This is a genomic window from Dyadobacter beijingensis DSM 21582, assembly GCF_000382205.1.
Taxonomy (GTDB): domain Bacteria; phylum Bacteroidota; class Bacteroidia; order Cytophagales; family Spirosomataceae; genus Dyadobacter; species Dyadobacter beijingensis.
This window is the reverse complement of the sequence record NZ_KB907787.1, coordinates 465,513-478,571: the sequence shown is the minus strand read 5'-3', so window position 1 is coordinate 478,571 and position 13,059 is coordinate 465,513. Positions and strand designations below refer to the sequence as shown.

13 protein-coding genes are annotated in these 13,059 nt (G+C 49.8%); 5 read left to right on the top strand and 8 right to left on the bottom strand.

The window, feature by feature from the left end; all coding sequences use genetic code 11:
• Nucleotides 1-304 precede the first annotated feature (304 nt).
• From H144_RS0109260 to H144_RS0109240, 5 genes are all read right to left on the bottom strand, one after another.
• Entirely contained in the window at nucleotides 305-1,084 is a 780-nt protein-coding gene (locus tag H144_RS0109260; protein ID WP_019941772.1) for a LytR/AlgR family response regulator transcription factor, read from the bottom strand.
• Nucleotides 1,068-2,516: a histidine kinase gene (locus H144_RS0109255; protein ID WP_019941771.1), complete on the bottom strand. Its 1,449-nt coding sequence runs from the start codon at nucleotides 2,514-2,516 to the stop codon at nucleotides 1,068-1,070. Before H144_RS0109255 ends, H144_RS0109260 begins: the two co-directional genes overlap by 17 nt.
• A 25-nt stretch (nucleotides 2,517-2,541) precedes the next feature.
• The gene (locus H144_RS0109250; RefSeq protein ID WP_019941770.1) at nucleotides 2,542-3,198 is read right to left on the bottom strand and encodes a hypothetical protein; all 657 of its coding nucleotides are present in this window, start codon (nucleotides 3,196-3,198) and stop codon (nucleotides 2,542-2,544) included.
• A gap of 36 nt (nucleotides 3,199-3,234) precedes the next feature.
• Entirely contained in the window at nucleotides 3,235-5,394 is a 2,160-nt protein-coding gene (locus tag H144_RS0109245; RefSeq protein ID WP_019941769.1) for a TonB-dependent receptor, read from the bottom strand.
• A gap of 130 nt (nucleotides 5,395-5,524) precedes the next feature.
• Nucleotides 5,525-6,115 carry a 3-keto-disaccharide hydrolase gene (locus tag H144_RS0109240; RefSeq protein ID WP_374754586.1) on the bottom strand — a complete coding sequence of 197 codons (591 nt, stop codon included), beginning with the start codon at nucleotides 6,113-6,115 and terminating at the stop codon, nucleotides 5,525-5,527.
• 140 nt (nucleotides 6,116-6,255) lie between these two features.
• Here H144_RS0109240 and H144_RS0109230 point away from each other — a divergent pair, with 140 nt between their 5' ends.
• Nucleotides 6,256-6,771, top strand: a complete 516-nt coding sequence (locus tag H144_RS0109230) for a fasciclin domain-containing protein (RefSeq protein WP_063826386.1) — start codon at nucleotides 6,256-6,258, stop codon at nucleotides 6,769-6,771.
• A gap of 74 nt (nucleotides 6,772-6,845) precedes the next feature.
• Here the strand turns inward: H144_RS0109230 and H144_RS0109225 are convergent, their stop codons facing one another.
• Entirely contained in the window at nucleotides 6,846-7,265 is a 420-nt protein-coding gene (locus H144_RS0109225) for a nucleoside-diphosphate kinase (protein WP_026350537.1), read from the bottom strand.
• Between the two features lie 204 nt (nucleotides 7,266-7,469).
• Here H144_RS0109225 and H144_RS0109220 point away from each other — a divergent pair, with 204 nt between their 5' ends.
• The 4 genes from H144_RS0109220 (at nucleotide 7,470) to H144_RS0109205 (ending at nucleotide 11,095) form a co-directional block, all read left to right on the top strand.
• On the top strand, nucleotides 7,470-8,504 hold the full coding sequence (locus H144_RS0109220) for a DHH family phosphoesterase (RefSeq protein WP_019941764.1): 1,035 nt from the start codon (nucleotides 7,470-7,472) through the stop codon (nucleotides 8,502-8,504).
• Between the two features lie 49 nt (nucleotides 8,505-8,553).
• The gene (locus H144_RS0109215) at nucleotides 8,554-9,465 is read left to right on the top strand and encodes an FKBP-type peptidyl-prolyl cis-trans isomerase (RefSeq protein ID WP_019941763.1); all 912 of its coding nucleotides are present in this window, start codon (nucleotides 8,554-8,556) and stop codon (nucleotides 9,463-9,465) included.
• A 132-nt stretch (nucleotides 9,466-9,597) separates the two neighbouring features.
• Nucleotides 9,598-10,173 (top strand): RdgB/HAM1 family non-canonical purine NTP pyrophosphatase, encoded by a 576-nt coding sequence (gene rdgB, locus H144_RS0109210; RefSeq protein ID WP_019941762.1) that lies wholly within the window; start codon nucleotides 9,598-9,600, stop codon nucleotides 10,171-10,173.
• 28 nt (nucleotides 10,174-10,201) lie between these two features.
• A complete protein-coding gene (locus H144_RS0109205) occupies nucleotides 10,202-11,095 on the top strand; it encodes a polyphosphate kinase 2 family protein (protein ID WP_019941761.1) in 894 nt (297 codons plus the stop codon).
• Between the two features lie 61 nt (nucleotides 11,096-11,156).
• Here the strand turns inward: H144_RS0109205 and H144_RS0109200 are convergent, their stop codons facing one another.
• Together H144_RS0109200 and H144_RS0109195 are read right to left on the bottom strand one after the other, a co-directional pair.
• Nucleotides 11,157-12,110, bottom strand: a complete 954-nt coding sequence (locus tag H144_RS0109200) for a DUF8428 domain-containing protein (protein WP_026350536.1) — start codon at nucleotides 12,108-12,110, stop codon at nucleotides 11,157-11,159.
• A gap of 329 nt (nucleotides 12,111-12,439) precedes the next feature.
• Nucleotides 12,440-13,015: a hypothetical protein gene (locus tag H144_RS0109195; protein ID WP_019941759.1), complete on the bottom strand. Its 576-nt coding sequence runs from the start codon at nucleotides 13,013-13,015 to the stop codon at nucleotides 12,440-12,442.
• Between the last annotated feature and the right edge of the window lie 44 nt (nucleotides 13,016-13,059).

Sequence of the window (13,059 nt, the reverse complement as noted above, 5' to 3'; positions counted from 1 at the left end):
CTTTTAACCTTTTTTAACAAAACAAAAACAACATTTCGGAGAGCCTTGTCATTCGGGGATGAATTTCAGCCGCTCCGGGTTAATCAGGAATCATTTGCCGTTAAACAGATACGCAGTAACCGCTCAATGTGTGCCGAAAATCTGCACATTTCATTCCTGATTCCGTTTCAGACCAATCCGAAAGTCCTGACGAACAACACATTAGTCTCCAAAATAACAATGGAAATTTAAACGAGGGCGCAATTTAGGAATAAGAATCAGGTCTACAAAATGAATATTCTGGTACAATCGGAGTGGAATTCGATTAATTATCAAGAAGATGGCGGATCGCGTCGCCGTAGGTGCTACCGCTGGTTACCTGTGAAGCCTTGCGGTCGCGCATGACGATCACGTACTTGCCGTTGAAGTGTTTCTGGATTTCCTTGATATGGTGGGAGTTGACGATCCCCGCCCGGCTCACGCGCAGGTAATGCGTGGGAAGCTTCTCTTCGAGCGAAGTAAGCGTGTAGTTGAGCAGGTACTTCTGTCCGTCGAGCGTGTTCAGGAAAACGTATTTTTCCTCGGCCTCGAAATGCGTGATCTCGGTCATCGGTATGAGCAGGATCCGGTCGCCGGATTTGACGGACAGCGAGAATATCTCGCGTTTCGGCTTCATTTCTTCCAGCAGCCGCAGCAGGTTTTCGGAATAGGGGTTACTGCCCGTGTGGCCGTTTCCGGCCTGGGTGATATTTCTGATCTTCTCGATTGTCTTCATCAACCGCTCGTTCTCAACCGGTTTCAACAGATAATCCACCGAATTTTCCTCGAATGCCCGGATCGCATACTGGTCGTAGGCTGTCGAGAATACCACCAATGGCATTTTCGTCAGCTTGGAAAGCATTTCGAAGCCGTTCAGCAGCGGCATTTCGATATCCAGAAAAATTACGTCGGGATGGTGCCGGTCGATCTCCACGAGCCCTTCCGCACCGTTTTTAGCCTCCGAAACAATGTTAAAAGTGTCGGAATGCTTTTCGAGCAGCCGGCGCAGGCGGCTCAATGCAAGCGGTTCGTCGTCGATCAGAATGGTTTTAAGCGGAAACTGCATGACTGGATTGTTGATGTTGTTCGATGGCTGTTTTCTGAATGGCAATATTAACCGATTTGTGCGGGTCGTTTTTCAGTTCCAGGCGCGCATTGTCGCCATAAAGCAATTTCAGCTTGTCCTGAATGCTGCGCATACCGTAGCCCGCGCCCAGCGTTTCGGGGAATGCGGGACCATTGTCATGCACACACAAATGCAGCCATGCGTCTTTCTCATAAATTTTCACGACAATATTCCCCTGCTCGGCCATCCGTGAAATGCCATGCTTGATCGCATTCTCGACGATCGGCTGCAATATGAACTTCGGCACCTGCAGGCTCTTAAGCGACTCCTCCTCCACTTCCACCGTAAACCGCAGCCGCTCCCCGAACCGCACTTTTTCTACCTGCAGATACGTCTCGACCATTTCCAGTTCATTTTCAATGGTATCGAAATAATCACTGGTTTTCCGGCCGGTGGTGTAGCGGAACAGTTTCGAAAGCAGCAGGGTCATTTCCTCCGCTTTATCTGGGTCTTCGTGCACGAGGCTGGCAATACTATTAAGAGAATTATACAAAAAATGGGGATTAATGCGGGCCTGCAGGGCATCCAGTTCGGCACGGGTTTTCAATTTTTCCAGGTTCAAAAGCTGGTATTCCTGGTCGGAGATCTTGCGGGAAATCTGCCGGCCTTCGCGGCTCAGGAAGTAAAACACGTTGGCGATCACCACCGGCGCCCAGGAATACCAGTACCAGGGCGCACTCTGGGAAGGCTCGGCCGGATACCGCGAAATATATTGCGCTACAATATCGGTGGCAAACAGCTGATGAATGGCCACAGCCAGCACGCTATCCGCCAAAAACACGATAATGGACAGAATAATATGCTTCGCCCATAAGCTCTTGATAATCATATCGAGCCACGCCGTGAGCCCCTGCGTGATGAGGATCGTACACACGCCCGTCGCCACGGTGAGCATGACGAGGTATTTGTAAAAAGCCAGCCGGACGGGCTCGTCGGTAAACGACAGCTCCGCCGTGAAATAGGCGATTGCGTTGAAACCGTACAATATCACCGCACCCAGCATGGCCGCCACGAGCGTCCCGATCCAGCTCTGGGTCTGGATGATGCCGATCAGGCTGAAATCCTGCCAGTTAAATGATTTTTCCTGTGAAGTAAAACTGAAATTAGCTCCCTCTACCTTTGCCCCGCTGAGGTCCACGTCGGACATACTGCTGAAACTCAGGTCCGCATTCCGCAGGTCGGCGTTTCGGAAAGTCGTCCGGTCGAGGGCCGAAAAACGAAGTTTTGCATTGCGCAGATTCGCCCCGTCGAAGTTGATATCCTTCAAACTCGAAAAGCTGAAATCTGCATTTTCCAGATCCATGTTACTGAAATCCCTTCCGTCCAGCGATGAGGCTGTCATGCGTAACGGCTTCGTTTTGTTGTCGTCCATGCTGTTATAACCCTAAACATTAATATCAGTTTGTCTGAGAAAGCATCCATTCGGTTTCCATTTTGCCCCAATCCGGGTGGATGGTGGTGGCCGGTTTGAAGGCGGCAAATTTCTGCTGCGCCTTTTCGAGCATCGGCTTGGCCACCTTTTTGCCACCGCCATATTCGTCCGGGGTAAAGAAGGCACTCGACGCTTCGAGGTAATAAATGCGCGGATTGTCGGCATTCAGCGATTTCGCCGATTGCAGGAAGCCCTGGAACTTTTCACCGTCGGTTTGCCAGCGGTTCATCGGGTCGGCCGCGAGGTGGATTTGCGCGTGGTATGCTTTGAGCACTTCCAGCTCGTCATTAGGCTTTCCGGCAATGGTTTCCGCCTCTTTCAATAAGGCATTGGCTTTGTCCAAATACTGGTCTTTTTCCGTGAGCGTAGCGCCTGTCAAACCGAGTAATGCATTGGTATAGGCGGCGTAATATTTTGGCAGCCATTCTTTCGGCTCGGCAGCGGCAATGCGCTCGAAGCGGTTTCCGATCTCCTGTAATGCTTTCGGATCAGGTTTGGAGCGGTCGATGGCCATCAATGCATTGATACCGTCGCTCATGGCCCTGGTGTATTTCTCGTTCTGCGCCCACGCCATGCCGGTGGCGAGGGCAAAGAGCAATGCGAATGTGGTCAGCTTTTTCATCTTTATGATTGGTTTTAAATATGGGATATGAAATGTTCAAAAATCGTCCTTCCCCACTTTGGCCTTTTTGGAAAGCATGATCTGCATTCCTGCAAAAAAGCTGCGGTAACTCTGCGGCCCGACCGCATAGCGCGTGCGGCCGTCGGGCGTGTAGCGGTAAGTGAATACATTGCGGGTATTGAGGATATTATCAACCGTGGCATAGAATATCACCAGGTTACCTTTAATGCTCTGCAGCTTGCTGGCCTGGATGCTCACATGATGCACAGCGGGCGTGCGGTCTTTCAGGAATTCGTCATTGTTGGGATTATAGTAGGGCCGGCCGCTGGTGAATGCGTAAGTAGCGCTGAGGTTGGTTCTAGCCTTTTCAAACCACTTTTTGGTAATGAGGCTGATATTATGGTTGGAAATAAATGTAGGCGTGGCCGATTGTTCAAATTGCTGAAAGAGCCGTTTGGAATCCACAAAACTGTAAGTAACCCAGTAATCCAGGTTTTTGACCGACTTCTGATCGCGCCAGAAGAAGTCGAAGCCGCGGGCGTAGCCGTCGCCGGAATTGTTGGTGGCGCCCCACGGGAAACGGTAGGGATCGGCGTCGTATTTCTGGCCTGTAAATTCGCGGACGAGCTGCGCGTAGTTCTTATAAAATGTCTCAACCCGGAATGTGCGCTGGTTTTTGATAATCTGGTAATTGACGATCAGATGGTCGGCGCGCTCGTATTTCAGGGATTTGTTTAAATACAAATATCGGTAATCCGGATTTTGGTAAAACTGCCCTGCGGCCAGCGAAACCTGGCTGTACCGGCCCGTCTTGTAGGCAAATGACAACCTTGGCGCCGCATTAGCCCGCCCGATCACCGACGAATACTCGCTCCGAACCCCGATCCGCCCGGCCAGCGCACGAGTAATGTAAATCTCCGATTCCACAAACGCCGCCGTATAGCGGTCTTTCAGCCGGTACATCTTCCCATCGACGCCGTTCCCGATATTAATCGCATGCGCCTCGGCGCCGAACAGAATGGTATTGTTTCCCGAAAGCAGGCGTGTGAGTACGACGCGCGCCTGCGTGCGTTCGTCGAAACGGTCGAAATGCACGCCGTCCCAGGTCATATTGTCCTTATTGCGGCTGTACGAGATACCGGAGTTCAGTGTCCAGCGGCCGTCGGCCCAGGAGTCGGTGTAGGTGCTGGTGGTGAATGCATTGTTGTTTTTCAAAACAAGGCGCATTTTGCCCGTATCCGACGACGGGTCGTTGCTATTCATACTCAAATGGCTGTCGGAATACATACCATAGACTTTCAAGACGCCGTTTTTGGTCGGCTTCCAGCGATAGGTCAGCGACGAACCTTTGAACTCCGGGGCATGAATCCATTCCACATTCTGCTTCACCAGCTTGAACAGTGGCCGCAGGTTGCCGTAATAGACCACCGCCGAGACCGACTGGTTTTTATGGGCATAATCATAATTCAAACCCGCATTGGCGAGGTTCAGGCTGATGCCCAGGCCATTGTTACTAATCTTATCCGTCGTATTCAGCAGCAGTACCGACGACAATGCCTGCCCGTATTGCGCCGAATAACCGCCGGTGCTGAATGAAGTGCCTTTAAACATGAATGGGTTGAACCGACCGCGCGATTGTACGTCGGGTAATGAGCTGAAAAACGGGTTTTGCACGATCATCCCGTCGATGACGATCTTCGTCTCCTGACCGGAGCCACCGCGTACGAAAAGCCCCTCCTGCTCCCCTACCCGCTGCGCGCCAGGAAGAAATTGCATTGCACCGGTAATATCCGCCGCCGCGCCTGCCGTAGTCACAATATCCAGTGGTTTCAGCAAAGCCATCCGCTTCTCGTCCGACGCTTCGAATGCGCCGGCGGTAATCACGACGGTATTCAGTTCGTTGGCCAGTTCATCGAGCCTGATGGACATTGCCGGGATACTTTCTTTCAGATTGATCTTATTCTCAAAAACCTCAAACCCGACATAGCTCGCCACAACGGTAGCCGTATCGGATTCCGACGTCTGGAATGCGAAAACGCCGTTGGCATCGGTGGTACCGCCGTCGTAAGTGCCTTTCAGGAACACGTTGGCGCCGGGCAACGCATTTCCCCGCTGATCGGTCACCTTGCCCTGGATGTTTTTCTGGGCCAGGGCGGCGGCGGGGATGATGAGCAACAGACAATAAAAAAACTTCATGGCTAATAGATGATGTGTAACTGTTGACACAAATCTATTGGCCATGAAGCCGTTTAATAAGTTAATTCCGACGAAGTGCCGGTTTCAGCGGGATGAATTTACCCGCTGACGGAATGAAAACCGTCCCGTTTTAGAGCTCTTCCAGCAAGATATCTTTCCAGCGCACTTTAATGCCGCCGCCATCGTGGATCTGCAATGCGATCGAGCCAACGCCTGCCCCGATTTTGGCATCGGTGAGGTCCACCATTTCGTGGCCATTAAGCCAGGTTTGGGTGCGGTCGCCTTCCGCGCGGATGCGGAGGGTGTTCCATTCACCCATTTTCAGGAAGCCTTCTTTTTCCTCGGGAATCTGCACAAGCCAGTTGCGGCCGTAGGATTCGTAAATGCCGCCGGTATCGTGGTTTGGCGGCGCCACTTCTACCTGCCAGCCGGATACTTTGGTACCCTCTACCGTGGAGCGGAAGAATACGCCGCTGTTGCCATTGGCCTCCTGTTTGAATTTAAGGGTCAGGTCGAAGTTTTTGTAAAACTTGTCGGTGGTGAGGTAGCCGTACTTTTTGTCGGGGCCGCTTTCACAGATGAGCTCACCGCCGTCGACATACCATTTCTCGGTTCCGTGGATGGTCCAGCCTTTAAGATCCTTTCCATTGAACAATTTTACGGGCTTTTTCAACGGATCTGCCGCGGGGCCATTCAGCGCGAAAAACGCTGAATTCAGCATCAGGACGGCCGCTCCGGCGACAATCCATTGTCTCAATTTTAACATGGTGGTTATAGGATTAGGATTAAAAATTTGTGGTTACAAATTCGGCCAAACTACATTTTCCATTAGTTTTACGAAAATTAACCACTTGGAAAGCTATGAAAAAAAACCGTTTTGGAGGGCGTTGGGCAACATTTTTTTTGGCAGCAGGGCTATTTTCAACGATTTTGATTTCTTGTAAGGAAGACGAAGGGGAACTCGTAAAGCGCAAAGCGATGACGGATGTGATCATGGAAAATCCGGAATTCAGCATGTTGAAAGACATTATGCAGCGGGCGAAAAAAAGCGACGCTTTCAGGTCGCAGAACCAAACCCTGCTAGCTCCGTCGAATGCGGCCTTTAATAAGGCTAATATATTCAGCTCATCTGTGATCACCAGCATGCCCGATACCTCTGTGGATGAGTTTTTAAACAGCCATGTCATCAAATCGGTGAAAAAATATAGTGAGTTCGAGGCTGGATCGCTTGCAACTGCGGCAAAGCTGAAACTTGGTGTAACAAAAAAAGACAGCGTAATCACATTCAACGGGGCCAAGATCAGCAGGAAGGATATCGAAACAGCCAACGGCTACATTCAGGTACTTGACAGCGTTTACGTGAAAGTGATCAAGTAGTATATAATAGTATCAAAAACAGCAAACCCCGGAGCATAGGCCCCGGGGTTTTCGTTTTTAATATGGTCGCTTTCTCAGAACTGCTCTACGTGCGAGAAGAAGAAGTTTCCTTCGATTTCCGCATTTTCGTCGGAATCCGAGCCGTGGATGGCATTCTTCTCCATTGAAATCGCGTACAATTTGCGGATGGTACCTTCCTCTGCATTGGCCGGGTTGGTAGCGCCGATCAGTTTACGGAAATCGGCCACTGCATTCTCCTTTTCGAGTATCATCGGGACGATCGCCCCGGATGACATATATTCACACAGATCATTGTAAAAGGGACGCTCCTTGTGTACGGCGTAAAATTCACCGGCACGCTCGGACGTAAGCTGCGTTTTTTTCAGGGCCACAATCCGGAATCCTGCTGCTTCAATCAACTTAATAATTGAACCCGAATGACCATCCTTCACAGCATCAGGCTTGATCATGGTAAATGTCTTATTCGTTGGCATACGTACTTGGCTATATTGATACTGCATGCAAGCTACTATATTTCATTTTAAAATAGCGAACCTTTCGTCCGTTAAGCCCCGCCTTATGTTAAATCAAGGCCTGATTGCCAGCCTTTACCGCTCTTTTTGGCACAAATCCCAACCATTTTGTTAATTTTGTGGGCTCTAAGCAAACAGGAAATTCCTCTTTTGAACTAAGTTACTGTGAATCAAATCATTGAAGAGCTTCGCTCTTTTTTATCCCAACCCCAAAAAATCGTTATCACAACGCACCGCGACCCGGATGCGGATGCATTGGGTTCGTCCCTGGGCTGGGCCAGTTATTTGCTCAAAAAAGGACATGAGGTAACGGTGATCAGCCCTACCGACTATGCGGCTAATCTCCGCTGGCTGTCGGGCATGGAGCACGTGCTCGTGTACGAGAAAGCTTCCGAGCAAGGCAAATGCAAACGTAAAATCGAACAGGCGACTATGATCTGCTGCCTCGATTTCTCGGCATTATCCCGGCTCAAAGACCTCGGGAAAGTGGTACAGGACGCCGCAGCGCCCAAAATGATGATCGACCACCATCTCGAACCGGAACATTTTGCGAAATGGATGGTTTGGGATACCACGGCCGCCGCTACGGCGCAGCTCGTGTATGAGCTCGTGAAAGAAATGGAAGGCGGCCTGCCGGCGGAAGAGATCTTCGACATTCCTATGGCCGAATGCCTTTACGCGGGCATCATGACCGACACCGGCTCGTTCCGGCACGGTAATGTGACGCCGGCGGTGCACCTGGCAGTGGCTGATCTCATGCGTACCGGTTTCGATTCGAGCCGCGTACACCGGTTGATTTATGATAATGCGCCGCTCTCACGCCTGCAATTCCTCGGCTATGTGCTTTGCAATAAACTCACGGTGCTGCCCGAATACCGCACCGCATACATGGTACTGACCGAGGCGGAACTGCAAAAATTCAACTCCGCATCCGGCGAAACAGAAGGCATTGTGAACTACGGTTTGCAGGTCGAGAATGTGGTGATGTCGGCGATGTTCATCGAACGGAAAGGCGAGGTAAAAATCTCGTTCAGGTCGGTGGGCAGCTTCTCGGTACGTGATCTTGCCAGCGCGCATTTCAGCGGTGGCGGGCACAAGAATGCATCGGGGGGCCGGTCGGAACAATCAGTGAATGAAACAGTTGCAAGATTTCTTAGCATACTGCCCTCATACCAGGAAGAACTTTTGAGCGTTGACTAAACTTGAATTATAACTTCACCAAAAATATCTTTTCAATAATCACATCCCAATGAATTTAAAAACAATCGGTTATGCGATGGGCATAACTATTCTCGCAGCCGCTTGCAATCAATATCGTCAGCAGGTAACCGAAAGCGGCCTCAAATACACGCTTTTCGACCACGAAGACGATGCAAGAAAAGCCAAACTGGGAGATATCATGACATTCCACCTGGTGTTGAAGAATGGTACAGACTCTACGCTCCGGGATACTTATAAAGAGAAAAACCCCGTGAAGATGGTATTGCAGGCCCCGCCTTACAAAGGCAGTTTCGAAGAAGGCCTTACCATGCTCGCAACCGGCGACAGCGCGAAATTCCTCGTGAATGCCGATACATTGTTCGCGAAAATCGGCCAGCCGATGCCGCCGATGATCAAAAAAGGATCAGAACTGAGCTTCACCGTGAAAGTGGTAAGCGTACTCACTTCGGAAGAATTCCAGAAGCAGCAAGCCGAAGCAGGTAAAAAACAAAAGGATATCGACGCGAAAGTGATCGAAGATTACCTGGTAAAAAACAACCTGAAAGCCAAAGCGCGTAAAACTGCTTCCGGCCTAGTATACGTACCACAAACCGAAGGGACCGGCATTACCCCTACTGCGGGCGATAATGTGAAAGTGCATTACACCGGCAAGTTCCTCGACGGCAAAGAATTCGACAGCTCTAAAAAGCAAGGCACACCGCTCGACCTGCAAGTAGGCGCGGGCATGGTGATCCAAGGCTGGGACGAAGGCCTGACTTTGATGAAAAAAGGCGAAAAAGGCTTGCTGCTGATCCCATCGGGACTGGCTTACGGCCCTGAGACTTACGGTCCGATACCGGGTAACTCGGTATTGCAGTTTGAAATGGAACTGATCGACATTACCAAAGGCGCGAAGCAACCGGCTGGCCCTGCGCTCCCGGCTCCGGCTCCTGCGAAATAGGCCACTTAAATTGATAATGCCACGAAGGCACGAATTTTCACGAATACATTTCGTGTATAATTCGTGCCTTCGCGGCATTTAACCCTACTCATTTTTTCGTAAAATGCATCCCGATCATCATCATCTCAACGCATGAAACTTTGCTTTGCCACTAACAACCGGCACAAACTGGAAGAAATACAGGCATTACTGGGCGACCAGTTCGAACTTGTAACATTGAGCGACATCGGCTGCGATACCGATATTCCCGAGCCTTTCGATACGATCGCGGAAAATTCGCGTGAAAAAGCGCGGTTCGTGCGAGACAATTATGGGATAGACTGCTTCGCAGACGATACCGGCCTGGTAGTAGATGCATTAAATGGCGAACCGGGCGTCAAATCGGCGCGCTATGCCGGCGAGCACCGCAGTTCCGACGACAATATCGACCTGCTTGTGAAGAACCTCGCTAACGAAGAAAATCGTGCTGCACGGTTCCTGACGGTCATTACATTGTCGGTTGAAGGTGAATATTACCAGTTTGAGGGCACGGTAGAAGGTACCATTATCGACGACCGCCGCGGTACCAACGGCTTCGGGTACGACCCGATATTTGTTCCCAAAGGGCATTCGCGCACATTTGCCGAAATGACCATGCAGGAGAAATCCGAGCTAAGCCATCGCGGGCGGGCATTTGCGAAGCTGGTAGCTTTTCTGAGAGCCCATTAATTTTTTCCAATACTTAAATCGTACGGATATGTCGGACTTTAATTCGGATGATTACCGCTTCGACGGTAGCAAGAAATTTGACATCAGTAAGGCCAAAACGAAGTTCAAGGACATTTATGCCGACAAAGCGGAGTACGAGGCCATGCAAGAAGAATCGGCGAAAGAGCTCGACGAGCTGCAAAGCATGATGTACGCGCATAACCGCTACGGCCTGCTGGTGATCTTCCAGGCGATGGACGCGGCGGGTAAGGACGGTACCATTAAGCACGTGCTCTCGGGCGTGAACCCGGTTGGTGTCAAGATCCATTCGTTCAAGCGTCCGACGGAAACCGAGCTCGGCCATGATTTCCTGTGGCGCACGAACCTTGTGCTGCCTCAGCGCGGCACGATCACGATATTCAACCGCAGCTATTACGAGGAAGTGCTGGTAGTAAAAGTGCAACCCGAAATCCTCACCCAATCGCAGCGCCTGCCTGTGGAATTGACGGAAGACCTGGAAAAAGTATGGAAACACCGCTATTCCGACATCCGTAACCTCGAAAAATACCTCTACCGCAATGGTATCCGCGTGATCAAGTTCTTCCTGAATGTCTCCAAGGAAGAACAGGCCAATCGTCTGATCGAACGTATCGAAGATCCTTCCAAAAACTGGAAATTCGAAGAACAAGACGTAAAAGTCCGGGATAAATGGGCGGAATATATGCAGGCTTACGAGGATGCCATTAATGCCACAGCCAGTAAAAAGGCGCCCTGGTATGTAATCCCGGCCGACGACAAAAAGAACCTCCGCCTGACCGTGGCGAAAATCATCGCCGAAGAATTAAAGAAGATGAATATGAACTACCCCGAATCGGGCCCGCAGCGGACGGAGGAGCTCCGGCATTTCATCGACGTTATCAATGCGCAAACGCAGCAATCATAAAAAAAAGGCCGCCGATCGTTGATCGGCAGCCTTATAGCTATGCATGGTGTGAAGTTATGTCTTATTTCTTGATGGTGAAGTTACCCCCACCAATTTTGTAACCTTCTGCATAAAGCTCCACATTATACTTGCCTGGGCGGAACTTATTGGCATTATCGTACAACATCTCTACTTTCTGGTTGTTGTTTTGATAAGCGATCGACTCGCGGGTCGTGAATTTAGATGGAGCACCATCCACTTCGAACTCGCCTGATCCCGTAGCGTCGTCAGCTACCACCGCTCCGTCCGGATCAAGCACCCGCACATAAATGTCTTTGGGCTCCTGAGCAGTCAGCTCGTTTTCCGGAAGGTTGAACACCAGTTTCAGCTTGTCGACACGGCTGGCTTTGTACTCTTCGCGTTCTTTGGTTTTACCTCTCGAATTCACGGTAAGTACTTTCAGGTTCTGTGCTTTCAGTGCAGCAGCTTTGCTCACTTTCGCGCTCAGCTCTTTGTTAGCCGCAGTAAATGTGGTAACAGAGTCTGTCAGTTCAGCCTGGCGTTGAACGAGTTTCTCACGTTCGCTGGTCAGTGTTCCTACGTGTGTGTGCAGGGAGTCGTTGCTGGCTACAAGTTGCTCGTTTTCAGCTTTCAGTTGCGCGATCATCTCGTCTTTCTCGGTCAGGAATTTTTCGTATTCCTTAATTTTACCAAGATACTTGTTGGTTTCAACTCTTCTGCTGCGGCTGAATGCTACTTTATCCGCTTCGAGTTTCTCCTTCATTTTGGTCAGCTCTGTAATATCACCGCCCAACTTCTCAACTTCCGCGATTTTCGCGTCCAGCACCGTCGAAATAGAATCCAGTTTAGTTTTGGTTACAGCCAACTCTCTTGCTTTTTCGACTACCATCGACTCCTGTTGGGTCAATTCCTGTTTCTGAGTAGTAAACAAGTAGCCGAACATGGCTGTTGCAAGCCCAAGGACAACAACCATTGCCCAGGCTATGCTCTGCTTATTTTTCTGTTCTTGTTGCATTGATATTAAGTTTTACTTGTGTGATTTAGTTTCTCATGGAGACAGGTTAAATTGAATCCGGGTCTACATGCAATTCTGCTTTCTAATCAAACAATTCTGTGCCGCTCAATGCTAATGGCCTTTTTCGATGCATTCAACCGATTTCCCACAACCCGCTGAAATGCAAAAAAGAACCTCATTCTTACGAATTTGGCTCTTTTCGTGTATTCTGTTGTATATTTTAAAAATCTTCCAAACCGTTGGTTATCTCAAACATGCAGCTGGAAAATTGGGTAATGTTACCACAAAATATGGTGTAGTGGTACAGAGAAAATAATGCAATTAGCCCGTTAAAGTCCTATTTGGCCCTGAATGCGGAAAGTTTTCCTGTCTACGAAGATCAGCTTCTGGTAACCGTCTACCTGGTAAGCGTTTACTTCCAGGAGATTATCCCGCTTGACGGTTTTCAAAATCACCTTTTTTTCCGAATGGTAGATCTTGTTCCGTGCGCGCAGCAATGCTTCTACATATAAAGGCTGTTTCAAAACGGAATCCGTTTCGATTTTCAGGTAAGTTACGGGCAGATCGTTACCTGGTTTGAGCCGATATTCGTAATACACGGGCCCGTTTTGAAGGATGTCGTAGCTCTGCCGGTAGGACGGTTTATTGATATCGGCTTGTACAAACAGTTCCAGTTCCTTTTTCCAATCGACATCTCTGGTCCTGGAAACCTCGCGCTTGCTCCCCAGAATGGCCGTTTTATTGACTTCCGGCCTCTTGTCGTTCAAATACTCGATCTGATTCTCCACAAAGCCTTTCAAATCATAGTAAGTCTTGGGGCCGTCGTCTTTGGATTCTTCCGGCGTGCAGGAGATGAGGGAAATGCACAGGAAAGTTGCGAGGATCGGTAGGAAGCGGTAATGCATGGATTTCAAATGTGGCTAAAAAAACAGAGAGCCCCGACGGACTC